This is a genomic window from Bacillus sp. AFS015802 (assembly GCF_002561455.1).
Lineage (GTDB): Bacteria > Bacillota > Bacilli > Bacillales > Bacillaceae_B > Rossellomorea.
Map to the genome: position 1 here is coordinate 186,337 of NZ_NTUP01000012.1, position 21,185 is coordinate 207,521.

General features: G+C 45.0%; 26 protein-coding genes and 1 pseudogene. 23 read left to right on the forward strand and 4 right to left on the reverse strand.

Going from position 1 to position 21,185, the window contains the following annotated elements; all coding sequences use genetic code 11:
• The first annotated feature begins 74 nt into the window (after positions 1–74).
• The 7 genes and pseudogenes from CN378_RS08755 to CN378_RS08780 all read left to right on the forward strand — a co-directional run bounded on the left by CN378_RS08755 (position 75) and on the right by CN378_RS08780 (position 5,268).
• Complete coding sequence (locus CN378_RS08755; RefSeq protein WP_098351495.1) at positions 75–629, forward strand: manganese efflux pump MntP; 555 nt, start codon at positions 75–77, stop codon at positions 627–629.
• A 130-nt stretch (positions 630–759) separates the two neighbouring features.
• The gene (locus tag CN378_RS08760) at positions 760–1,197 is read left to right on the forward strand and encodes a low molecular weight protein arginine phosphatase (RefSeq protein WP_098351496.1); all 438 of its coding nucleotides are present in this window, start codon (positions 760–762) and stop codon (positions 1,195–1,197) included.
• A gap of 180 nt (positions 1,198–1,377) precedes the next feature.
• Positions 1,378–1,560, forward strand: a pseudogene (locus CN378_RS23305) (HAMP domain-containing protein); the annotation flags it as partial.
• Between the two features lie 12 nt (positions 1,561–1,572).
• On the forward strand, positions 1,573–2,499 hold the full coding sequence (locus CN378_RS08765; RefSeq protein WP_483295071.1) for a methyl-accepting chemotaxis protein: 927 nt from the start codon (positions 1,573–1,575) through the stop codon (positions 2,497–2,499).
• 117 nt (positions 2,500–2,616) lie between these two features.
• Complete coding sequence (rpiB, locus tag CN378_RS08770; RefSeq protein ID WP_098351498.1) at positions 2,617–3,060, forward strand: ribose 5-phosphate isomerase B; 444 nt, start codon at positions 2,617–2,619, stop codon at positions 3,058–3,060.
• 12 nt (positions 3,061–3,072) lie between these two features.
• Positions 3,073–3,615 carry a TIGR01440 family protein gene (locus CN378_RS08775; RefSeq protein ID WP_098351499.1) on the forward strand — a complete coding sequence of 181 codons (543 nt, stop codon included), beginning with the start codon at positions 3,073–3,075 and terminating at the stop codon, positions 3,613–3,615.
• 411 nt (positions 3,616–4,026) lie between these two features.
• On the forward strand, positions 4,027–5,268 hold the full coding sequence (locus tag CN378_RS08780) for a serine hydroxymethyltransferase (RefSeq protein WP_098351500.1): 1,242 nt from the start codon (positions 4,027–4,029) through the stop codon (positions 5,266–5,268).
• A gap of 186 nt (positions 5,269–5,454) precedes the next feature.
• On the opposite strand, the gene CN378_RS22905 is transcribed toward CN378_RS08780, so the two are convergent.
• Positions 5,455–5,580 (reverse strand): hypothetical protein, encoded by a 126-nt coding sequence (locus tag CN378_RS22905; protein WP_257141083.1) that lies wholly within the window; start codon positions 5,578–5,580, stop codon positions 5,455–5,457.
• A 114-nt stretch (positions 5,581–5,694) separates the two neighbouring features.
• Here CN378_RS22905 and upp point away from each other — a divergent pair, with 114 nt between their 5' ends.
• The 12 genes from upp (at position 5,695) to CN378_RS08840 (ending at position 15,382) form a co-directional block, all read left to right on the forward strand.
• Entirely contained in the window at positions 5,695–6,324 is a 630-nt protein-coding gene (upp, locus tag CN378_RS08785; protein WP_098351501.1) for a uracil phosphoribosyltransferase, read from the forward strand.
• Positions 6,325–6,342: 18 nt separating this feature from the next.
• The gene (gene wecB / locus CN378_RS08790) at positions 6,343–7,494 is read left to right on the forward strand and encodes a non-hydrolyzing UDP-N-acetylglucosamine 2-epimerase (RefSeq protein WP_098351502.1); all 1,152 of its coding nucleotides are present in this window, start codon (positions 6,343–6,345) and stop codon (positions 7,492–7,494) included.
• A gap of 693 nt (positions 7,495–8,187) precedes the next feature.
• Entirely contained in the window at positions 8,188–8,409 is a 222-nt protein-coding gene (locus CN378_RS08795) for an AtpZ/AtpI family protein (RefSeq protein ID WP_098351503.1), read from the forward strand.
• Between the two features lie 6 nt (positions 8,410–8,415).
• Positions 8,416–8,790, forward strand: coding sequence for an ATP synthase subunit I (locus tag CN378_RS08800; protein WP_098351504.1), 375 nt, complete (start codon positions 8,416–8,418; stop codon positions 8,788–8,790).
• A gap of 22 nt (positions 8,791–8,812) precedes the next feature.
• On the forward strand, positions 8,813–9,526 hold the full coding sequence (atpB, locus tag CN378_RS08805) for a F0F1 ATP synthase subunit A (protein ID WP_098351505.1): 714 nt from the start codon (positions 8,813–8,815) through the stop codon (positions 9,524–9,526).
• A 77-nt stretch (positions 9,527–9,603) separates the two neighbouring features.
• Positions 9,604–9,816 (forward strand): F0F1 ATP synthase subunit C, encoded by a 213-nt coding sequence (gene atpE / locus CN378_RS08810; protein ID WP_032086923.1) that lies wholly within the window; start codon positions 9,604–9,606, stop codon positions 9,814–9,816.
• Between the two features lie 142 nt (positions 9,817–9,958).
• Positions 9,959–10,483: a F0F1 ATP synthase subunit B gene (gene atpF, locus CN378_RS08815; RefSeq protein ID WP_098351506.1), complete on the forward strand. Its 525-nt coding sequence runs from the start codon at positions 9,959–9,961 to the stop codon at positions 10,481–10,483.
• Positions 10,480–11,016 (forward strand): F0F1 ATP synthase subunit delta, encoded by a 537-nt coding sequence (locus CN378_RS08820; RefSeq protein WP_098351507.1) that lies wholly within the window; start codon positions 10,480–10,482, stop codon positions 11,014–11,016. The genes atpF and CN378_RS08820 overlap by 4 nt, the downstream gene beginning before the upstream one ends.
• A 27-nt stretch (positions 11,017–11,043) precedes the next feature.
• On the forward strand, positions 11,044–12,552 hold the full coding sequence (atpA, locus tag CN378_RS08825; protein ID WP_098351508.1) for a F0F1 ATP synthase subunit alpha: 1,509 nt from the start codon (positions 11,044–11,046) through the stop codon (positions 12,550–12,552).
• A 71-nt stretch (positions 12,553–12,623) separates the two neighbouring features.
• Complete coding sequence (locus CN378_RS08830; RefSeq protein WP_098351509.1) at positions 12,624–13,481, forward strand: F0F1 ATP synthase subunit gamma; 858 nt, start codon at positions 12,624–12,626, stop codon at positions 13,479–13,481.
• 70 nt (positions 13,482–13,551) lie between these two features.
• A complete protein-coding gene (gene atpD / locus CN378_RS08835; RefSeq protein ID WP_098351510.1) occupies positions 13,552–14,955 on the forward strand; it encodes a F0F1 ATP synthase subunit beta in 1,404 nt (467 codons plus the stop codon).
• A 22-nt stretch (positions 14,956–14,977) separates the two neighbouring features.
• Positions 14,978–15,382 (forward strand): F0F1 ATP synthase subunit epsilon, encoded by a 405-nt coding sequence (locus CN378_RS08840; protein ID WP_044339984.1) that lies wholly within the window; start codon positions 14,978–14,980, stop codon positions 15,380–15,382.
• Positions 15,383–15,421: 39 nt separating this feature from the next.
• Here CN378_RS08840 and CN378_RS08845 read toward each other — a convergent pair whose 3' ends face one another.
• The 3 genes from CN378_RS08845 to CN378_RS08855 all read right to left on the reverse strand — a co-directional run bounded on the left by CN378_RS08845 (position 15,422) and on the right by CN378_RS08855 (position 17,517).
• On the reverse strand, positions 15,422–16,093 hold the full coding sequence (locus CN378_RS08845) for a DUF2642 domain-containing protein (RefSeq protein WP_098351511.1): 672 nt from the start codon (positions 16,091–16,093) through the stop codon (positions 15,422–15,424).
• A 305-nt stretch (positions 16,094–16,398) separates the two neighbouring features.
• The gene (locus tag CN378_RS08850; RefSeq protein WP_098351512.1) at positions 16,399–17,025 is read right to left on the reverse strand and encodes a hypothetical protein; all 627 of its coding nucleotides are present in this window, start codon (positions 17,023–17,025) and stop codon (positions 16,399–16,401) included.
• A 30-nt stretch (positions 17,026–17,055) separates the two neighbouring features.
• Positions 17,056–17,517 (reverse strand): hypothetical protein, encoded by a 462-nt coding sequence (locus CN378_RS08855; protein ID WP_098351513.1) that lies wholly within the window; start codon positions 17,515–17,517, stop codon positions 17,056–17,058.
• A 281-nt stretch (positions 17,518–17,798) separates the two neighbouring features.
• Between CN378_RS08855 and CN378_RS08860 the strand changes: the two genes are divergently transcribed.
• The 4 genes from CN378_RS08860 to murA all read left to right on the forward strand — a co-directional run bounded on the left by CN378_RS08860 (position 17,799) and on the right by murA (position 21,011).
• Positions 17,799–18,029 carry a hypothetical protein gene (locus tag CN378_RS08860; RefSeq protein ID WP_098351514.1) on the forward strand — a complete coding sequence of 77 codons (231 nt, stop codon included), beginning with the start codon at positions 17,799–17,801 and terminating at the stop codon, positions 18,027–18,029.
• Between the two features lie 437 nt (positions 18,030–18,466).
• Positions 18,467–18,703: a DUF1146 family protein gene (locus CN378_RS08865; RefSeq protein WP_098351515.1), complete on the forward strand. Its 237-nt coding sequence runs from the start codon at positions 18,467–18,469 to the stop codon at positions 18,701–18,703.
• A gap of 221 nt (positions 18,704–18,924) precedes the next feature.
• The gene (locus CN378_RS08870; RefSeq protein ID WP_098351516.1) at positions 18,925–19,674 is read left to right on the forward strand and encodes a YwmB family TATA-box binding protein; all 750 of its coding nucleotides are present in this window, start codon (positions 18,925–18,927) and stop codon (positions 19,672–19,674) included.
• A gap of 32 nt (positions 19,675–19,706) precedes the next feature.
• Positions 19,707–21,011 carry a UDP-N-acetylglucosamine 1-carboxyvinyltransferase gene (murA, locus tag CN378_RS08875; RefSeq protein WP_098351517.1) on the forward strand — a complete coding sequence of 435 codons (1,305 nt, stop codon included), beginning with the start codon at positions 19,707–19,709 and terminating at the stop codon, positions 21,009–21,011.
• The last annotated feature ends 174 nt before the right edge of the window (positions 21,012–21,185 follow it).

Here is a 21,185-nt window from a genome sequence, read left to right on the forward strand (position 1 = left end):
ATTTTTTTGCATTCTAAATCCCTTTGGACGTGCATAAGTTGATTCTGTAGGCATGTCCGGAGGGGGAAAACAAAATGACAAGTATGATTGGTGAACTGATGACCTTGATGTTGATGGCATTTGCTCTTGGGATGGATGCCTTTTCGATCGGGATTGGGATGGGGATGTTTCAGCTGAGATTAAAGCAGGTCTTTTATATAGGGTTGGTTGTCGGGATCTTCCATGTGTGGATGCCGCTCCTCGGGATGATCACGGGGAAATTCTTATCGGAAACGTTCGGATCCTTTGCGGCATACGCGGGTGGTGTCCTATTGATCGTGCTTGGCATCCAGATGTTCATGTCGAGCTTTAAGGAAGAAGACACGACACTCATTTCACCAGTGGGATTCGGATTGATCCTCTTTGCGTTGAGTGTGAGTCTGGACAGCTTTTCAGTCGGGTTGACTCTCGGGATTTTTGGCGCCCGTACGGCTGCAGCCCTCTTCTGTTTCGGGATTGCGGCGACCGTTTTGACATGGGCGGGGTTACTGATCGGCCGGAAATTCCAGGGTGTGCTCGGAACGTACAGTGAGGCCCTTGGAGGGAGTATACTATTTGCATTCGGGATCAAGCTGCTGCTGCCGATATGATATGACTGGTGAAGGTCCGTCCCTCGAGGATGGGCTTTTTTAATGTGGAGCTCTTTTTGGTATTCTTAGTGAATGGACTATGGGGAGTTTGGAAAATATTTTATAATAGATTTATGAGGAGGATGACGTGATGAATATTTTGTTTGTTTGTACGGGGAATACGTGCCGGAGCCCTATGGCAGAGGCGGTTTTGAAGCATAAAGGCGCAGATAAGTTTGAGGTCAAGTCTGCCGGCGTTTTTGCCATGGACGGAAGTGATGCTTCATTTCAGACTAAAGAAGTGCTGAAAGAGAACGATATAATACATAGACACCAATCGAGTTCGCTGTCAAAGGAGAACCTGGATTGGGCTTCCTATATTTTTACGATGACATCGAATCATAAGCGGGCGATCGTGGATCAGTACCCACATGCGGCGGATAAAATTTTCACCTTGAAGGAGTTCGTCCTTGAAGATCCCGCTGACACCGATGTGTCGGACCCTTATGGGGGAAGTGTGGACATCTATAGACATACATACAGAGAGTTGGATTCATTGATTGAGGAATTAATCAAAAAGCTTGGCTAAAGACAGGGAGAGAGAAAGATGGGGAAAAGCTACAAATCGGGGCTTAGAAAGAAATTGGTCTTCTTTATCACGCTTCTGGCGCTGGTAACGTATACGACAAGTGCATTTTTTATTTATGTGATTAAACCGGCTTTTGCACCGGATATGAATGAGCTCTGGTTCACGATCATGACGCTTGGAATGGGTGTATTCTGGTCGGCGGTCCTTGCCTTTATTGCAGCGGGATTCATTGTCAAACCGCTTCAGCGTTTGGAACAGGTTGCATTGAAAGCAGCGGAAGGGGATATCGCCATCGAAGTAGCGGTACCGAAATCCGATGATGAAATCCGATCACTGGCCCTTGCATTCAACCGGATGCTGCATAATTTGCGGGACATGGTATCCAGTATCGACGACAATTTTAACAAAACGAACTCAAATGTGATCGAGCTGTCGAAAGCTTCGGAAATCGCGACCACACAAGCGGATTCGATTTCAAGAACGATCAGCGAAATTTCAGCTGGTGCTGAAAGCTCAGCTGTGGCGATCCAATCCACGGCTGAATCGGTGGAGGATGTCATCCGGATTGCACAGGAAGTCCAGAACCACTCCAAATCATCCGAGCATATGTCGAAAAACATGGTGACGGAGCTGCAGGGCAGTAAAGAAGTCATCCATTCCCTCGTGGAAGGCATCAGCCGGCTGGCAAAAGGAAATGAAGATTCACTGGACGCTGTGCGCAGACTCGAAGACAACGCGAAAAAGGTGGAGCAGATCATCCAGCTGGTAGGGGATATTGCGAACCAGACGAACCTCCTCGCTCTGAATGCTTCCATTGAAGCGGCACGTGCCGGGGAGCATGGGAAAGGATTCGCCGTCGTCGCCGAGGAAGTCCGGAAACTAGCGGACGAAAGTGGAAAAGCAGTTCAAGGCATATCGGAACTTATCAAAAACATTCAAACCGAGGTGGGGAATGTCGTAGGACAGATCACAACCCAGGTTGACTCTGCGAACTCCGAAGCACAAAAAGGGACGCAGACGAATGAAATGATCGAAACCATGACCAAAACGATCCATGAAGTGGCGGAATCGGTCCAGACTATTTCGGTCCTCGTCGACCAGCAGATGGACAGCATCCAGCTCACTTCCCAGCAATCACAGGAAGTCGCCGCCATCGCAGAAGAAACATCCGCGGGGGCAGTCGAAGTATCGGCCAGCACCAAAGAACAAGCCGTCGTCATGAACGACGTGGAAAAGCTTGCCCTTAATCTGAAGGAACAAGCGGAATCATTGAAGAGTACAATTACACGGTTTCATTTATAAAAATAAACGGGTAGGAGGGACGGACCTCATACCCGTTTTTTCATGCTGAAAAGCTTTATATAATGAAGAGGATGTGGCAAAATAAGACGTATCAAAGGTTATGGGGAGTGGGAGAATATGAAAATCGCAATCGCATCCGATCACGGTGGAGTGAATATTAGAGAAGAAATCAAGTCATTAATGGAAGAGATGGGACTTGAATATGAGGATTTCGGCTGTGAATGTGGGACATCCGTCGACTATCCGGACTATGCCGTACCCGTTGCCGAAAAAGTGGCAAGCGGTGAATTTGACCGGGGCATCCTCATTTGTGGAACGGGAATCGGCATGAGTATCTCTGCCAATAAAGTAAAAGGGATCCGCTGCGCCCTTGTACATGATGTATTCAGTGCGAAAGCCACACGTGAACATAATGACAGCAACATGCTGGCCATGGGTGAGCGCGTGATTGGTCCGGGACTTGCCCGTGAAATCGCCAAAACGTGGCTCGGTACGGATTTCGAAGGCGGCCGCCACGCGAACCGGGTAGGAAAGATCACGGCTTACGAAGACAAACAATAAGGAGTGGGTTTCATGGAAATCGCTCAATTAAAAGAAGAACTGCAGACGATCCTGAGGGATTTCAGCGATCAGGTTCCGTTGAAAAAAGGACAAGTATTCGTGGTGGGCTGCTCGACCTCTGAAGTGATGGGAGAGCGGATCGGCACGTCGGGAACCATTGAAGTGGCGGAAATGATTTTTGACGAATTAAAAGGCTGGGCAGATTCGGTCGGTGTATCCCTGGCATTTCAATGCTGCGAACATTTAAACCGTGCGCTGGTCCTTGAAAGGGAAGTGGCGGAAAGGAAGGGGCTCGATGAAGTCACCGTCGTCCCCGTCCGAAAAGCCGGAGGAGCCATGGCAACACAGGCCTATCATTCCTTCACGGATCCCGTCATGGTCGAGCACATCAAAGCCGACGCCGGCATCGACATCGGCGACACCTTCATAGGCATGCATCTGAAACACGTGGCCGTCCCGATCCGGGTATCACAAAAAAGTCTTGGCGAAGCTCACGTCACCCTCGCCAAAACCAGACCAAAACTCATCGGCGGAACCAGAGCCGTCTACGAATAACCACCATATAAATGAAGGTCCGTTTCTCTTTGAGGGACGGACCTTTATTTGGGTTTTACCTTAAAACAGGGTGTAAAATCCGAACTATTATGGGAGACAAGGGGAGGATGATGGTGTTCAAATAAAGGATCGTGAAGAAGCGGGTGATGAGGGATGGGGTGAAAAAGGCGCTTGGAAATTCTTTAGATGGAAGATGATTGTCATAAAGCGACTTAAATGGGGATGGTGAAGGTGTAAGATGATTTGTGAACAGTGTCACATGAGGTCCGTCCCTCCAAGTGGTTGCTAAACACGAACGTTACGTTTTGACTATAGGTTTTTATTTCGCCTTTTGGGGAATCGTGTTAGAATGGGATTGAATGAATCAATGGGGCGCCGTAAGTTGGGCCTATGAATTAAAGGGGGATATGTATGAGTAAGATTGCCAAGCAAGATCCGGAAATTTATGCAGCGATTCAAGATGAATTAGAGCGTCAACGAACAAAGATCGAATTAATTGCATCTGAAAACTTTGTCAGTGAAGCCGTTATGGAAGCACAAGGCTCCGTTTTGACAAATAAGTATGCAGAGGGGTACCCAGGTCGTCGCTATTATGGTGGCTGTGAGCATGTGGACGTTGCAGAAAATCTGGCCCGCGACCGTGCGAAAGAACTGTTTGGAGCGGAACACGTAAACGTTCAGCCCCACTCGGGAGCACAGGCCAATATGGCAGTCTACTTCACCATCCTTGAACAGGGCGACACGGTTCTTGGAATGAACTTATCTCATGGGGGACATCTGACTCACGGAAGTGCGGTCAACTTCAGCGGTATTCAATATAATTTCGTAGAGTACGGTGTAGATGAAGAAAAGCACCTGATCAATTACGAAGATGTTAGACAAAAAGCGTTAGAGCACAAGCCTAAGCTGATCGTAGCGGGAGCAAGTGCGTATCCAAGAGCGATCGATTTCGCGAAATTCCGTGAGATTGCTGACGAAGTGGGAGCATACCTGATGGTGGATATGGCTCACATCGCTGGTCTGGTAGCGGCTGGTCTCCACCAGAACCCGGTTCCGTATGCAGACTTCGTGACGACAACCACTCACAAAACATTACGCGGACCACGCGGCGGTATGATCCTTTGTAAAGAAGAGTTTGCGAAGAAGATAGACAAGTCTATTTTCCCTGGCATCCAGGGCGGACCGCTTATGCACGTGATTTCTGCTAAAGCCGTGGCTTTCGGTGAAGCACTGCAGGATTCTTTCAAGGATTACGCACAGAACATCATCGACAACGCAAAACGCTTAGGAGAAGGTCTTGTGAAGGAAGGAATCGATCTAGTATCAGGCGGTTCTGATAACCACCTGTTATTGATCGACACTCGTTCACTGGGATTGACTGGTAAAGTGGCGGAAAAAGTCCTTGATGAAATCGGGATCACAGTTAATAAAAATACGATTCCATTCGATCCGGAAAGCCCATTCGTTACAAGTGGTGTCCGTATCGGAACAGCTGCTGTAACTTCTAGAGGATTCGGTCTTGAAGACATGGACGAAATTGCTTCCATCATGGCGTTGACTCTTAAGAACCATGAAGATGAAGCGAAATTGGAAGAAGCACGCAAGCGTGTGTTGGATCTAACAAGCAAATTTGAATTATATCCTGAAAGATAATAGATGATGACCTCTTCATTAGGGACGGATGTTCCTGGTGGGGAGGTTTTTTTTGTAGGAGGTTGCAATGGATGTTTACCATAATTTGTTAAATGGCGCAAAAACATAGTAAAATGACGCAATTAACGAAAAAACGACGCAATAAATTTTAAAATGACGCAATCACAAGCGAAAATGACGCAATAATCATGAAAACGACGCAATCACCTCCGTCCCAAGCATCCTGAACTTCACTTTCCCAATCAAAACAAACAAATACCTCATCGCCCTGATCGATCCCAACTCCAATTTTCTCAATTCTAACGATTCCATTACACTTCCCAACTCATGTTGCTCTTAATATGTCTTTTATGTACAATAGTCTGAGGTGTAAATGAAGTGGACAAACCATTTTTACATAAAACTGAATTTAAAGGAGAGAGTCGAATGGGCAAAGTATATGTATTTGATCATCCGTTGATTCAACACAAATTAACGTTTATCCGTGATAAAGAAACTGGTACCAAGGAATTCCGTGAGCTGGTAGATGAGGTTGCTACACTCATGGCCTTTGAAATCACACGTGATCTGCCACTGGAGGATATCGATGTAGAAACGCCGGTAAGCAAAGCGAAAGCGAAAACCCTTGCAGGTAAAAAATTAGGGATTGTTCCTATTTTACGTGCCGGTCTTGGGATGGTCGATGGAATCCTTAAATTGATCCCGGCTGCAAAAGTGGGACACGTTGGGTTATACCGTGACCCTGAGACTCTTAAACCGATTGAATATTACGTGAAGCTTCCAAGCGATGTTGAAGAGCGCGACTTCATCCTGGTCGATCCGATGCTTGCAACGGGCGGATCTGCTGTTGAAGCGATCAACTCATTGAAAAAGCGCGGTGCCGTGAGCATTAAGTTCATGTGCTTAGTTGCTTGTCCTGAAGGAGTGGACGCGATTAAGGAAGCGCACCCTGACGTTGACATCTTCATCGCTGCTCTTGATGAAAAGCTGAATGAAAAAGGCTACATCGTTCCTGGTTTAGGGGACGCGGGAGACCGTTTGTACGGAACGAAATAAGAAAGGCAGGGCGAAAAAATGACGAATCCAATCAAGGTAATGACGATTTTCGGTACAAGACCGGAAGCCATTAAAATGGCTCCGCTCGTTCTGGAATTAAAGAAGTATCCAGAAAGCTTTGAAACGATTGTGACAGTTACAGCTCAGCACCGTGAAATGCTGGATCAGGTGTTGAATATTTTTGATATCACGCCTGACTATGACCTGAACATCATGAAAGATCGCCAAACACTAATCGACGTGACAACGCGTGGTTTGGAAGGTCTTGATAAAATAATGAAAGAAGCCAAGCCCGATATTGTCCTTGTTCATGGTGATACAACGACAACATTTGTTGCGAGTCTGGCAGCATTTTATAACCAGATTTCGGTTGGACATGTGGAAGCCGGCCTTAGAACGTGGAATAAATATTCACCTTTCCCAGAGGAAATGAATCGTCAGCTGACAGGTGTCATGGCGGATCTTCATTTTGCTCCTACGGAAAAATCATCCCAGAATCTTCTGAATGAAAACAAAAAAGAAGAGGGTATTTTCATTACGGGTAATACAGCAATCGATGCGTTAAATACGACTGTAAAAGACGAGTACCATCATGAGGTATTGGATAAGCTTGGAGACGACCGTTTAGTCCTTTTGACGGCTCACCGTCGTGAAAATCTTGGTCAACCTATGAGAAATATGTTCAAGGCAATCAAACGGTTGGTGGAAGAGCAAGATGATATCCAGGTTGTCTATCCGGTTCATTTGAACCCAGCCGTTCGTGAAGTGGCGGATGAAGTACTGGGCGATGACAAGCGCATTCATTTGATTGAACCGCTCGATGTAATCGATTTCCATAACTTCGCATCCCGCTCACACCTGATTCTGACGGATTCAGGCGGCGTCCAGGAAGAAGCACCTTCACTGGGTGTTCCTGTCTTGGTCCTTCGTGACACAACCGAGCGTCCGGAAGGGATTGAAGCAGGGACATTGAAGCTTGCAGGAAACGAAGAAGAAAACATCTACAAGCTTGCGAAAGAACTTCTGACAGATCCGGAAGCACACGGCAAAATGTCCAAAGCGACAAATCCATACGGAGATGGACAGGCGTCCTACCGAATCACCCAAGCGATCCGCTACCATTTCGGTCATCTGGATGAGCGTCCAAAATCCTTCGATCCAAATGAATAAAATAGTGTATAGGTCCGTCCCTCTTAGAAATTACTGAGAGGGACGGACCTTTGTTTTTAAAAACGCTAGCATTTTGAAATCAGTTGGAAGTATTTACATTAAATTCAAGGGTTACTGAGTAAGGGAATCTTCTATATAATGGAGGGGCATGTGAAGTGGGGAATCTATGAATTTGTTAATAAATGATATGCTTACGATCCAATCCAGCCCACCTACGCTTTTCGAGGTGTCCAGCTCCGGCGGGTAGTCCCTCGAGGTCACAACTGAAAAATCCCAAAAGGCAAAAAGCGCCTTTAGGGATTTCCCAGTTGTGCTTGTCGGGCCTGCCCAACCCGCCTACGCTTTTCGAGGTGTCCAGCTCCGGGGGCTTGGGGCTCGAGGTCATAAGTCAAGCCGACCAAAAAGGCAAAGAACGCCTTTCCGGTTCATTCATCTTATGCTTGTCGCCTCTGACCAACCCGCCTACACTTTTCTACTAATTGTGTTGAAAATGTGAACAAAATAGAAACACGTGGATAGGTTGTGAACTTTTTAACTTGAACGCATTGACATAGATTAAGCCCTATTGTATGCTTACAAAGGATGTAAAATGATAAGGTTTTCACAACGGAAAAAGCCTTATGCAAACGGTTTTGCATCATGTCTGAAATGCTTGCCTCGTGTTCAAATTTCGTTTGAATGGGATGGGTTTAAATGGGTCAAAAAAACGAAAGCCCATATAAAGCGATGGCGATTTATTCGGCCATTTTGGCCCAGCTTGTCGGGTCTATCTTAGTCGGGATTTTCCTGGGGAGATGGATTGATCAGCAGGTTGATTCAGCACCACTCTTTTTAATCATCGGATTATTCCTCGGTCTCGCCGCAGGAATCTATGCGATGCTTCGAACAGTACGACATTTCTTCTTAGGAGAATAATAAGATATGCCGGAACTCCATCAAATGTTTAATAGACAGCGGAAATACATAATGTACGTGCTATCTATTTACGTCCTGGGTTGGGGATTCACCACCCACAAATCAGTATTCTTAGGGTTAATTTTAGGGACTGCTTTAAGTCTTTATATGCACTGGGGCATGACCAAGCGGGTCTCGAAGTTCGGGGACGCCGTGGTAGAGGGGAAAAAAGTGAGATCGCTAGGGACCACTTCCCGAATGGCCGCAGCCGCCCTTGGAGTCATCATTGCCACACGATTTCCAGAAACATTTCATCTCCTAAGTCTTATTATTGGATTAATGACGACCTATATTGTCATTATGATAGATTATTTTTTCAGCAGCTTCAAAACTAATAAATAGCGGGGAAGAGAGGTGAAGTATTTTGAATCATGGAGCACCTACAGCCCATTTTCTGGGTTTGACTTTTAACCTTGCGAACGTTTTGATGATCACGGTCGCAACGGCCATAGTGTTTATTATTGCCCTCTTATCTACACGTCGCTTAGCCCTGAAGCCTACCGGGATGCAGAACTTTTTCGAGTGGGTCATGGACTTTGTCAAAGGGATCATTAAGAGCAACATGGACTGGAAGACGGGTGGCCGTTTTCATATCTTAGGTCTCACGATTATCATGTATATTTTTGTATCGAATATGCTGGGTCTGCCATTCTCTGTCGTATATGACGGCGAATTATGGTGGAAGTCACCTACAGCCGATCCTGCCATCACGATGACCCTGGCGGTTATGGTCGTGGTACTGTCCCATTTCTATGGAATCAGATTGAAGGGGTTTGGCGAATACGGGAAGGATTTCTTCAAGCCGATGTGGTGGTTATTCCCGCTAAAAATCATTGAAGAGTTTGCAAACACTCTTACATTGGGTCTTCGTCTTTACGGTAACATCTATGCCGGTGAAATCCTGCTTGCACTACTTGCGGGTCTTGCCGTTAACGGTGGGTTCGGAGGACTATTGGGAGCCATCGCGCCAATGCTTGCATGGCAAGGGTTCTCGGTGTTTGTCGGATCGATCCAGGCGTTCATTTTCTGTATGTTAACAATGGTTTATATGGCTCACAAAGTAAGCCACGACCATTAATATATACCTGTTCATTACGGTGGACAAACATATATGTAAAAAATATTTTTCTTATACATTAAAGGAGGAACTTTAGAATGAGTCTTATCGCAGCAGCAATTGCAGTTGGTTTAGCAGCACTAGGAGCAGGTATTGGTAACGGTCTTATCGTAGGTCGTACAGTAGAAGGAATTGCACGTCAACCGGAATTACGTGGTACTTTACAAACAACAATGTTCATCGGTATCGCACTAGTTGAGGCACTTCCTATCATCGGCGTAGTTATCGCTTTCATCGCACTAGGAAGCTAATAAAACGGACAGGTTGAATGGCGAAGTTCGTCTTGACGATTATCTTCGCCATTCCTATGTACTTAAGGAATAGATTCTTTGCAAGAACGGTTCAATGATAAAAAATACGATCCAATCGATTCTTGAAGGGAGTGAATCGAGTATGTTAACTAACGCATTCGTTATCGGTGAGGCAGCTCATGCTGGCCTTAACACAGGGGATATCGTTTTCCAGCTGGTCATGTTCCTTATCCTTATGGCGCTTCTTAAGAAATTTGCCTGGGGTCCATTAATGGGGATCATGCAACAGCGTGAAGACCACATTGCCGGTGAAATCACGGCAGCTGAAAAGAGCCGCACTGAGGCTAACAATATTTTAGAAGAGCAAAAGAAACTTCTGAAAGAAGCTCGCCTTGAAGCGCAAACCATGATTGAAAACTCTAAGAAACAAGGTTCTGAACAACGTGAAGAGATCATCGCAACTGCTCGTCAAGAGGCAGAGAGATTGAAAGAATCTGCAAAACGAGAAATCGAAACACAAAAAGAACAAGCTGTTGCTGCACTTCAGAAACAGGTTGCCTCTTTATCAGTACTTATTGCTTCCAAGGTCATTGAGAAAGAACTTTCTGCTGATGATCAACAGAAGTTAATTAACGATTATATTCAAGAGGTAGGGGAAGAGCGATGAGCTACTCTACAGTTGCAAAGCGCTATGCGTTAGCTCTTTTCGAGATTGCAGAGGGGCATAATCAGCTTGAAGGAATCGAAGAAGAGCTTCGTACAGTGAGAGCGGTTTTCCTTGAGAACACCGAATTAACGGTTCTCTTTGAAAATCCTAAGCTTACGTTAGATAAGAAAAAGTCATTGATTCAGGAAGCATTTCGAGCGGCTTCCCCGTATGTCTTGAATACATTGATGCTGATGACGGACCGTCACCGTACGGGCGAAATCACAGGAATGGTCGAGGCATTCATCGAATTGACCAATGAAGCACGCGGGATTGCAGATGCGACAGTGTACTCTGTACGTCCTTTAACTGAAGATGAGCAAACAGCATTGTCATCATCTTTTGCAAAAAAAGTCGGAAAACAATCATTAAGAATTACCAATGTGACAGACGAAAATTTACTGGGCGGCATCAAGGTCCAAATCGGGACACGCATCTATGATGGAAGCCTGCAAGGTAAATTGACTCGTCTTGAGCGTGAACTAATTCGTTAACTTTCGTATAAATGAGGGGTGAAATTCATGAGCATCAAGGCGGAAGAAATCAGCGCGCTGATAAAAAAGCAAATTGAAAACTATCAGTCTGAGATGAAAGTAAGCGATGTAGGTACAGTTATCCAAATCGGTGACGGTATCGCTCGTGCTCATGGCCTCGACAATGTCATGGCTGGAGAGCTTGTTGAATTTTCTAACGGTGTCATGGGTATGGCACAGAACTTAGAAGAAAACAACGTTGGTATCATCATTCTCGGACCATATACTGACATTCGTGAAGGCGATGAGGTTCGTCGTACTGGACGTATCATGGAAGTACCAGTAGGACAAGAACTAGTTGGTCGTGTAGTAAACTCACTTGGACAACCTGTTGATGGATTAGGTCCAATTGCAACAACAAAAACACGTCCGATTGAAAGTGGGGCACCTGGTGTTATGGATCGTAAATCCGTACATGAGCCACTTCAAACGGGTATCAAAGCGATCGATGCGCTCGTTCCAATCGGTCGTGGACAACGTGAATTGATCATCGGTGACCGTCAAACAGGTAAAACATCTGTAGCGATCGATGCGATTCTTAACCAAAAAGACCAGGACATGGTATGTATCTACGTTGCCATCGGTCAAAAAGAATCAACAGTACGTAACGCGGTTGAAACCCTTCGTAAGCACGGTGCATTAGATTACACAATTGTTGTAACAGCATCAGCTGCTTCACCGGCTCCGATGCTATTCTTAGCACCTTATGCTGGTATCACAATGGGTGAAGAATTCATGCATAACGGCAAGCACGTTCTTGTTGTGTATGATGATCTTTCTAAGCAGGCGTCTGCTTACCGTGAGCTTTCCCTATTATTACGTCGTCCTCCAGGCCGTGAAGCATTCCCTGGTGACGTATTCTACTTGCACTCTCGTTTACTTGAGCGTGCGGCGAAGTTAAGTGATGCTAAAGGTGGCGGATCCATCACGGCATTACCATTCGTTGAAACACAAGCAGGAGATATCTCCGCTTATATCCCGACAAACGTTATCTCCATCACGGACGGACAGATTTTCTTACAATCTGACCTATTCTTCTCCGGTGTACGTCCGGCGATCAATGCGGGTCTTTCCGTATCACGTGTTGGTGGATCTGCACAAATCAAAGCGATGAAGAAAGTATCCGGTACGCTACGTCTTGACTTAGCGGCTTACCGTGAGCTTGAAGCATTCGCTCAGTTCGGATCAGATCTTGATAAAGCGACTCAAGCGAAACTGAATCGTGGAGCGCGTACAGTAGAAGTACTGAAGCAGGATCTTAACAAACCACTTAAAGTTGAAAAACAAGTAATGATCTTCTATGCACTGACAAAAGGTCTTCTAGATGATATTCCAGTAGTAGATATTCGTCGTTTCGAATCTGAACTTCTAAGCTGGTTAGATCACAACCATACGGAACTGTTAGACCATATTCGCACGACTAAAGGTCTTCCTGAAGACGATGCAATGAAAGCTGCGATCAATGAATTCAAGAAGACGTTCATCAAGTCTGAATAAGGGATTATAGGGAGAAGGTCTTCTAAAGCCCCTCCCTATATCTGACAATATGTAAAGGGTGGTGAGAACCAGTGGCATCGTTACGCGATATACAAACTCGTATTACTTCTACCAAAAAGACAAGTCAAATCACCAAAGCAATGGAAATGGTATCGGCTTCCAAATTGAATCGTGCTGAGACGAATGCTAAGTCATTCGTTCCTTACATGAACAAGATCCAGGAAGTGGTGACATCCGTTGCAGCGGGCAGTCAAGGTGTGAGGAATCCGATGCTAGTCTCCCGCCCCGTTAAAAGAACCGGGTACCTGGTCATTACATCAGACCGCGGTTTGGCGGGGGCATATAACAGTAGCGTAATCCGCGCTGTTAGCAATCGAATCAAAGAGCGTCACAGCTCAAATGATGAATTCGCCATTATTGCTCTGGGCCGTGTCGGTGCTGATTTCTTCCGTAAAAAAGGCTACAATGTCATGGAATCCGTCGTTGGTCTTCCGGATCAACCGAATTTCGCTGACATTAAAGATATCGCGAACAAAGCGGTTGGTATGTTCTCAGCAGAGGCATACGATGAACTGTATATGTTCTACAACCACTATGTAAGTGCCATCCAACAGGATGTTACGGAGAAAAAAGTATTACCGTTAACGGATCTGACTCCTTCTGGAAAGCTTGCTTCATATGAATTCGAGCCTTCTGCAGAGGAGATCCTTGAGGTGTTGCTTCCTCAATACGCTGAAAGCTTGATTTACGGTGCGTTACTTGACGGTAAAGCAAGTGAGCACGCCGCTCGTATGACAGCGATGAGAAATGCAACCGATAATGCGAAGGAAATCATAAGTGACCTTACACTGAAATTTAACCGTGCGCGTCAAGCAGCCATCACTCAGGAAATCACTGAGATCGTCGGCGGGGCAGCGGCACTCGAATAGAACATTAAACGGTATTAGACCGTTAATACTTCATAAAGTTTTTGTCAAAAGCTAGTTAGGAGGGAAAGAGATGAACAAAGGACACGTTCTTCAAGTAATGGGTCCAGTTGTTGATGTCAAGTTCGCCAGCGGGCAACTTCCTGATATCTACAACTCTTTAAAGGTCCAAATTGCAGATAGAGCTGAACTTACATTAGAGGTTGCCCTTCACCTAGGTGATGATTCTGTACGTACGATCGCAATGGCTTCTACAGATGGTTTACAACGTGGAGCCGATGTACTCGATACAGGCGCGCCAATCTCTGTACCAGTAGGGGATGTAACATTAGGTCGTGTATTCAACGTTCTAGGTGAATCAATCGATTTAGATGAGCCTGTTGATGCAGGAGCCCGTCGCGATCCGATTCACAGACAGGCACCTACATTTGATCAGCTTTCAACAGAAGTTGAGATTCTTGAAACAGGTATCAAAGTAGTAGACTTACTTGCTCCTTACATCAAGGGTGGTAAGATCGGTCTATTCGGTGGTGCCGGTGTTGGTAAAACCGTATTAATCCAGGAGCTTATCAACAACATCGCTCAAGAGCACGGTGGTATCTCTGTATTCGCCGGTGTTGGTGAGCGTACTCGTGAAGGAAATGACCTTTTCCACGAGATGAGCGATTCTGGCGTTATCAAGAAAACAGCGATGGTATTCGGACAAATGAACGAGCCGCCAGGTGCGCGTATGCGTGTTGCCTTGACGGGTCTTACAATGGCTGAATACTTCCGTGATGAGCAAGGTCAAGACGTACTTCTGTTCATCGATAACATCTTCCGTTTCACGCAAGCAGGTTCTGAGGTATCTGCTCTGTTAGGCCGTATGCCATCTGCCGTTGGTTACCAGCCGACACTTGCGACTGAAATGGGTCAACTGCAAGAGCGTATCACGTCAACAAACGTAGGTTCTGTAACATCGATCCAAGCGATCTATGTACCTGCCGATGACTACACGGATCCGGCTCCTGCCACGACTTTCGCTCACCTTGACGCAACAACGAACCTTGAGCGTAAGCTTTCTGAAATGGGTATCTATCCTGCGGTAGATCCACTCGCATCGACTTCCCGTGCTCTTTCTCCAGAGATCGTTGGAGAAGAACACTATAATGTTGCCCGTAACGTTCAACAAACGTTACAGCGCTATAAAGAACTTCAAGATATCATCGCGATCCTTGGTATGGATGAGCTTTCTGATGATGATAAGCTGACAGTACACCGCGCACGTCGTGTACAATTCTTCTTATCTCAAAACTTCCACGTGGCGGAACAGTTCACAGGCCAACCGGGTTCATACGTACAAGTAAAAGACACGGTAAAAGGTTTCGTTGATATTCTTGCAGGTAAATACGACCACATTCCAGAAGATGCATTCCGTCTAGTAGGTCCGATCGAGGACGTATTGGCTGCAGCTAAAGAAATGGGCGTAGAGGTATAATTAGGGACCAGGAGGGAAGAAAATGAAGACATTAAAAGTCAATATTGTCACTCCCGATGGCCCAGTGTACGATTCAGAAGTGGAAATGGTGAGCACGAAAGCTCAAAGTGGTGAGCTTGGAATCTTACCTGGACACATTCCGATGGTTGCTCCACTACAAATCGGTGCGGTTCGCCTGAAAAAAGGTGGCAACACTGAGCTTGTAGCTGTCAGTGGCGGATTCTTAGAAGTACGTCCTGAACAAGTGACAATTCTAGCACAGTCTGCTGAAACAGCAGAAGCTATCGATGTACAACGCGCGAAAGAAGCAAAAGGCCGTGCAGAAGACCGCATGCAGGCACAACGCGACGACGTAGATTTCCGTCGTGCCGAACTCGCTCTTAAGCGTGCCATGAACAGAATTAACGTTTCCGAACGTAACTTCTAATAAAGAAGAAACCACCTTTCCAATCGAAAGGTGGTTTTTTTATGGCAAATGGACGGTCTGGATATGCTGCATATTCAAGTAAAGGGATTCACCCTTGGCTGTGACCAATTCCATGATGTTGCCGTCCACTTTTTCGATCTTACCAATCAACTCTTCATTCACTCCCAGGTTCAGTACAATCAGATGGCCGCACAGTTTTTCGAGTTGAACCTCGAAGCTTCTTGCAAGGCTGATGGCACTTGTGGGATTCACGGGGAGGTTTTCTTTTGCCAGACGGTAGGGAGAAAGATTTGTAGAGTAGGGAATAAGCCATTTCAGGTGCTGCAGGGAGATGTACATGGTTTTATAGACAGGGGAATAGAAGACGAAGTAATTGTTCATGATCCCTGTGATGTAGCCGTGAATCGGCTGATTACCCATTGTGTAGATTTCCAGGAAGACGCCCTTGGCGGTTGTCAGTATTTTTCGCAGGGATAATGGATCTTCCTGTTCGAGCAGGGGACTGTCAGACGGTTTGTCGATCCCGATCATTTCTTTCGATACAATCGACATGTTTTTAATATGAGAAGTAGAAAGATAGATATAGTCGTCTCCGTTATAGACGATCAAAACCTCGTTACCTGCCTCGACCAAATATCCTGTGATGGTCTTTTTTCCAGTCAGTTCGATGACGACCGCATCTCCGGTAAATTTAGAATAAACATGTTTCATTTGCTTGTTACTCCTTTCTGATTAGAATTGCTATCAGGTATTCCAATATGAGCAACCGTTTGAAGGCATTTTCCAAAGAGTTGAATAAATAACGCTCCGCATCGGTTGTCCACATTTAGGCTAACAACCTGGAAATACAATGCGAAAGGGTGTACCCCGATTGGTTAACAGCTGAATATACAAATAGGAAAAGTCCCAGCATCATCATTAGGCAGTAATCCGCCAATCACTGAGGATACTGAGATTATTCAAGTTAAAAGCCTGTACATAAATGATGACCAACTTTTATGCAGATTCGGGCATTATTACTTAGAGGTCTTTTCCCTTGATGAATTGACGCCTTCAAGTTCATAGAAATAGAAAGCAGGCTGCTGTTTTTTATTTTTTCCAGATTTTTTAGAAGCTTGGTTTTTCTGCTGAGCTGAGGACTTGCTTGTGGAAGATTCCTGCTTTTCTGAAGCGCTCCCGTTATTCGATGATTGGTTACTGGATGATGCGCTGTCGTTTGAAGTGGTTTTCTTTGATCCGTCATACACATTCAGTACAGAAGAATGTTTCAGATAAACCCGGTCCTTCCCTTGGGTCAATACGATGTGGTCTTCCTCTACTGCTGAAAGGACCCCTGAGTAGGAAACTTTTCCGGATCCGTTGATGACCACCCAGCTGAGCAGGCTTTGAGACAATACATCGGATATTTTCTCACCCTTAAGATAGTTGTCTGAAATCGGCAATGCTTCTACATATTTAGAGTTCTTGATCACGGACTGAATTTGTGAAATCGGATAATACAACGTTTCGTTTTCGCTGGAGTAGACGGTTAGGTAATCCGTACTGACCTCCGCCAATTGACCTGACAGCTTTGTGCCGTCATTTAGAATCATATCGATTTGATGACCTGTTAATCCTTTTAATGAATCGTTAAAATTACTCATGTATCATTTCTCCTTCCTTTAAACAGAAGATTACTTCTCTTCTTCCGTTTTTTCTTCTTTTTTGGCTTTCACACCGTAGCTGATGCTCTTGACATGGAACGTGGCCAGACGGACAACCTCTTCATTCAGAACCAGCGTGACGAAATCATCATTTGAATTCTCAAGGATTCCCTCAAGCTTTTCCGGACCACCGCGGTTGATGCTGACCCATTGATATTTCAAGCTGGTGAGTAAAGATCCAAATGTGTCTTCTTTCATAAATTCCATACCTTCTTCTGAAAGCTCCTCCCCGTTAAAAGGCAATCCTGATTTGATATTTTGGGAAATGCTCTTAACATGTGAAGAATTGAAGTAGATCACACCGTCTTTCTCCGTTAAGAGAGCGAAATGATCGTCCCCTCCATATAAAAGCTTTCCTGTGCGTGATTCAGGGCCTCCGCGATTCACCTTGACAACTTTCCCGACCAATGAAGACATTAACTCTTTGTTCATACTTGTTCCCTCCAGTTATATAAACATTTTCACTTTATGTATATGTGTCATGCCGTGACCTCGTACTACTACAGAAGCCCTTTTTGTGGGACTAGTTGTCAATCGAATACAAAATGGGTCGTAGATCTCCGGCTGAAGAGTATGTATGAAAGGATCAAAGACGAATCCAGAAAGAGATCCCCTGATGAATTCAAAAAAGGGCTCTTCGTTAGGCGGACAACCTATACGCCAGAAGGACCCGAAACGTAAACTAAAGGAAAGAACAAAAGGAGGTAGGAAAAATGAGTTCGAAAAAAGGACAAGGCAAAGGCCAGAAGCAATGTAATCAATATGGAGAATACCAATGGATGATAGGCGAAATGGGTCCCAAAGATGCCAAGGGAGGCAAAGAGAAACAAAAAGGCAAGGGCAAACAGGAAAAATGCGGCTGCATGGGTTACTACTATGAATGCATGAAACAGGGCCAAAAAGGCAAAGGCAAAGGCAAAGGAAAAGATAAAGGGAAAAAATAACCCCAAACCATCCTATCCCCGTGAAACACCCACCCTAAAAAGAAACCACCCATTACATACTCTGTAGTGGGTGGCTTATGAGGGACGGACCTCTTAAAAAGAGAGAAGGACCTGAGGAAAAGCCAGTATTCATCGAGATTTTCAACAAAAAAGGTTGGAATTTCACGTGATTTTGAGGGACGGACACCGATTAACGGGGCTTAAGCACCAATAGGTTTTACATATATACGGGAAGAAATATGCCGCTAAGAGTCTCCGATTGACACATAGATAATTCAAATAGAAGAATCCCCATTTTACCGTGGGAAAAAGGATAAAATACACCGGAATCTCACACCAGAACCTAACTTAAAAAATTTGTAAAATGGATAGGTTGTTACTGAATTATGTGGTAAAATGGTCTATGTGCGTCAAATTGTTTACAGGGAGTGAGAAGAGTGGTGGAAAGCTTTGGTCAACAGGCCCTGATCAGCATGCTTGTACATCTGTTTATATTCGGGATCACGTTTTGGTCGCTGCAAGCCATTCAGCTGGACAAACTCCTGAAGAAGAATCGAGTCGCTCAAGGGAGACTATTGTATATCCTGCTAACGATCGCGATCGGGTCAGCCGTCAGCCGGTTCTTACTGGACTATTACCTTTGGTCTCAGAGCTTGCCTGTTTTCTTTGAATAAGTAGAGCTTCTGACAAAAAATAGGTCTTACTGCATGTTTTCAATGCTGTCTGTTTTCAGTAAGATTAGTTTTGTGTTCGTACCTTTGTGAAAAAGTTTCAAAGTGAAACCCTTTTCATAAGACTGCATGAAAGCCTCAATAATTGTAAAAAGATGACGACAATTTTCAAGTATGTTCTTTCCCTATTCGGACAGACTTTTAGGTAAGGGGAGGAATGGTAGATGGGTCGGTATTTTTACATTATTTTAATCTTTTTTGTTGGATTAGGTTTTCTTCCTGTCATTAATGGGAACAACACTATCGAAGCCAATCATTTATTAGACATTGAAAAGCTTGATCAAGCCATTGTTCATTCTCAAGGTCACATAACTGAATGGTCTCTATATGCAAGAGAAAACAAAAAAAGCTTCACGAATAAAGGGTTTGCCAAATATAGTACTACTATGCAAGAAACATTTTCTGATTTTGACTGGGTGACGAAAAGGTCGGCTGAAGAAGTAGTGGTTGTGGGACAACGTCAGACGTCTCACGGGGAAGAAACCATTAAATTCCAGCATACCCTCACAAACGAGCATTCGGTTTCGTACATTATGTATGAAATGCGTGGAAATCAGAAAGCGCTGGGAGAAGACACCAAGCATTACATCAAGACCGAATTCATCCCAAATATGGAAATCATTTTTACTACTAAACCTATGATTTTCTCTTGTATAAAAGGCGAATTCAATGATAAGCTTGAGAAAGTTTTGTCGAATCAGGCTGTCGAATTAATGTCGAAATTAGACGCAAAAGAATTGGAATCACTTAAAGAAGAGGACTTTTATTCCATTTCAGCTTACTCGGAACAAATGTCACGGACTATACCAACAAAAAATGATGATATGAATATACAACTAGGTCTACGGAAAAGCGGAATGGGCGCTAAGACAACCTTTGTGATTGGCACACCCATCCTAATTATTGAATATTAATATAGAGAAATTGGACGCGGAGGGGAATACTCTTGGAAAAAATTATCGTCCGCGGCGGTCAGCGTTTAAGCGGTACAGTGCAAGTTGAAGGAGCAAAGAATGCCGTTTTACCAGTCATCGCTGCTACATTATTAGCAAGTGAAGGAAAAAGTGTCATTAAAAATGTACCACCACTCTCCGATGTATATACGATTAATGAAGTATTACGTCATTTAAATACAGATGTAGAGTTTAACAATGGTGAAGTCATCGTGAATGCATCAAGAGAGTTGTTTGTAGAAGCACCGTTCGAATATGTTCGTAAAATGCGTGCATCCGTTCTTGTAATGGGTTCACTCTTAGGTCGTACAGGTAAAGCGCGTGTCGCTCTTCCTGGAGGTTGTGCCATCGGATCAAGACCGATTGACCAGCACTTAAAAGGCTTCGAAGCAATGGGAGCCAAAGTGAAGGTAGGAAATGGTTTCATCGAAGCTGAAGTAGACGGAAGATTGAAGGGTGCCAAAGTGTATCTGGACTTCCCAAGTGTCGGGGCCACAGAAAACATCATGATGGCTGCTGCTCTTGCAGAAGGAACAACCATCCTGGAGAACGTCGCAAAAGAGCCTGAAATCGTCGACTTAGCGAACTTCCTGAACAAAATGGGAGGAAACGTAGTTGGTGCAGGTACCGGGACGATCCGTATCGAAGGTGTAGATCGTTTATACGGTGTCGAGCACAGCATCATCCCTGACCGTATCGAAGCGGGAACATTCATGGTTGCAGCTGCAATCACGCAAGGTGATGTCCTTGTAAAAGGAGCGATCCCTGAACACTTATCTTCATTAGTTGCGAAGATGGAAGAAATGGGCGTAACGATCATCGACGAAGAAGAAGGCCTTCGTGTCATCGGACCGGAGAAACTGAAATCTGTCGATATCAAAACAATGCCTCATCCTGGTTTCCCTACAGATATGCAATCCCAAATGATGGCATTGCTTCTTGCAGCTGACGGTACCAGCGTCATCACGGAAACAGTTTTCGAAAACCGTTTCATGCATGCAGAAGAATTCCGTCGTATGGGAGCAGACATCAAGATCGAAGGACGTTCGGTCATCATGAACGGACCAACACCTCTTCAAGGGGCAGAAGTAGCTGCAACGGATCTTCGTGCCGCAGCAGCACTTTCCATCGCCGGTCTTGTAGCAGACGGTTATACTCGCGTAACAGAACTGAAGCATTTAGATCGTGGATATGTGAACTTCCATCAGAAGCTTGCAGGCCTTGGCGCCGATATCGAGCGTGTGAAGGAAGTTGAGGAAACACCTGTTTCTGAGCAAAACATGATTAAGGATGCGTAAGTAAGAATATGAAAAAGGTGAGCTCTTTTCGGGGAGCTTGCCTTTTTTTTGGTTGGTGCGTGTGTGTGGTGGGTGGCGTGTTACGGCGTGAGTGCGGTTACTGATGGGATGAGGGGGCGGTGGAAGTTGGGGGAGTGCGTTTGTTGGTAAAAAAAGTAATTTAGCTGGATACCT

Bases quoted from the DNA above. Each gene is read 5' to 3' on its own strand.
- CN378_RS08795 (WP_098351503.1), top strand. From the start codon at position 8,188: ATGGGTCAAAAAAACGAAAGCCCATATAAAGCGATGGCGATTTATTCG.
- CN378_RS08800 (WP_098351504.1), top strand. From the start codon at position 8,416: ATGCCGGAACTCCATCAAATGTTTAATAGACAGCGGAAATACATAATG.
- CN378_RS08780 (WP_098351500.1), top strand. From the start codon at position 4,027: ATGAGTAAGATTGCCAAGCAAGATCCGGAAATTTATGCAGCGATTCAA.
- CN378_RS08755 (WP_098351495.1), top strand. From the start codon at position 75: ATGACAAGTATGATTGGTGAACTGATGACCTTGATGTTGATGGCATTT.
- CN378_RS08775 (WP_098351499.1), top strand. From the start codon at position 3,073: ATGGAAATCGCTCAATTAAAAGAAGAACTGCAGACGATCCTGAGGGAT.
- CN378_RS08850 (WP_098351512.1), bottom strand. From the start codon at position 17,025: ATGAGTAATTTTAACGATTCATTAAAAGGATTAACAGGTCATCAAATC.
- CN378_RS08765 (WP_483295071.1), top strand. From the start codon at position 1,573: ATGGTATCCAGTATCGACGACAATTTTAACAAAACGAACTCAAATGTG.
- CN378_RS08820 (WP_098351507.1), top strand. From the start codon at position 10,480: ATGAGCTACTCTACAGTTGCAAAGCGCTATGCGTTAGCTCTTTTCGAG.
- rpiB (WP_098351498.1), top strand. From the start codon at position 2,617: ATGAAAATCGCAATCGCATCCGATCACGGTGGAGTGAATATTAGAGAA.
- upp (WP_098351501.1), top strand. From the start codon at position 5,695: ATGGGCAAAGTATATGTATTTGATCATCCGTTGATTCAACACAAATTA.
- CN378_RS22905 (WP_257141083.1), bottom strand. From the start codon at position 5,580: ATGGAATCGTTAGAATTGAGAAAATTGGAGTTGGGATCGATCAGGGCG.
- CN378_RS08860 (WP_098351514.1), top strand. From the start codon at position 17,799: ATGAGTTCGAAAAAAGGACAAGGCAAAGGCCAGAAGCAATGTAATCAA.
- atpD (WP_098351510.1), top strand. From the start codon at position 13,552: ATGAACAAAGGACACGTTCTTCAAGTAATGGGTCCAGTTGTTGATGTC.
- atpA (WP_098351508.1), top strand. From the start codon at position 11,044: ATGAGCATCAAGGCGGAAGAAATCAGCGCGCTGATAAAAAAGCAAATT.
- CN378_RS08855 (WP_098351513.1), bottom strand. From the start codon at position 17,517: ATGAACAAAGAGTTAATGTCTTCATTGGTCGGGAAAGTTGTCAAGGTG.
- wecB (WP_098351502.1), top strand. From the start codon at position 6,343: ATGACGAATCCAATCAAGGTAATGACGATTTTCGGTACAAGACCGGAA.
- atpE (WP_032086923.1), top strand. From the start codon at position 9,604: ATGAGTCTTATCGCAGCAGCAATTGCAGTTGGTTTAGCAGCACTAGGA.
- CN378_RS08870 (WP_098351516.1), top strand. From the start codon at position 18,925: ATGGGTCGGTATTTTTACATTATTTTAATCTTTTTTGTTGGATTAGGT.
- CN378_RS08840 (WP_044339984.1), top strand. From the start codon at position 14,978: ATGAAGACATTAAAAGTCAATATTGTCACTCCCGATGGCCCAGTGTAC.
- CN378_RS08760 (WP_098351496.1), top strand. From the start codon at position 760: ATGAATATTTTGTTTGTTTGTACGGGGAATACGTGCCGGAGCCCTATG.
- atpF (WP_098351506.1), top strand. From the start codon at position 9,959: ATGTTAACTAACGCATTCGTTATCGGTGAGGCAGCTCATGCTGGCCTT.
- CN378_RS08845 (WP_098351511.1), bottom strand. From the start codon at position 16,093: ATGAAACATGTTTATTCTAAATTTACCGGAGATGCGGTCGTCATCGAA.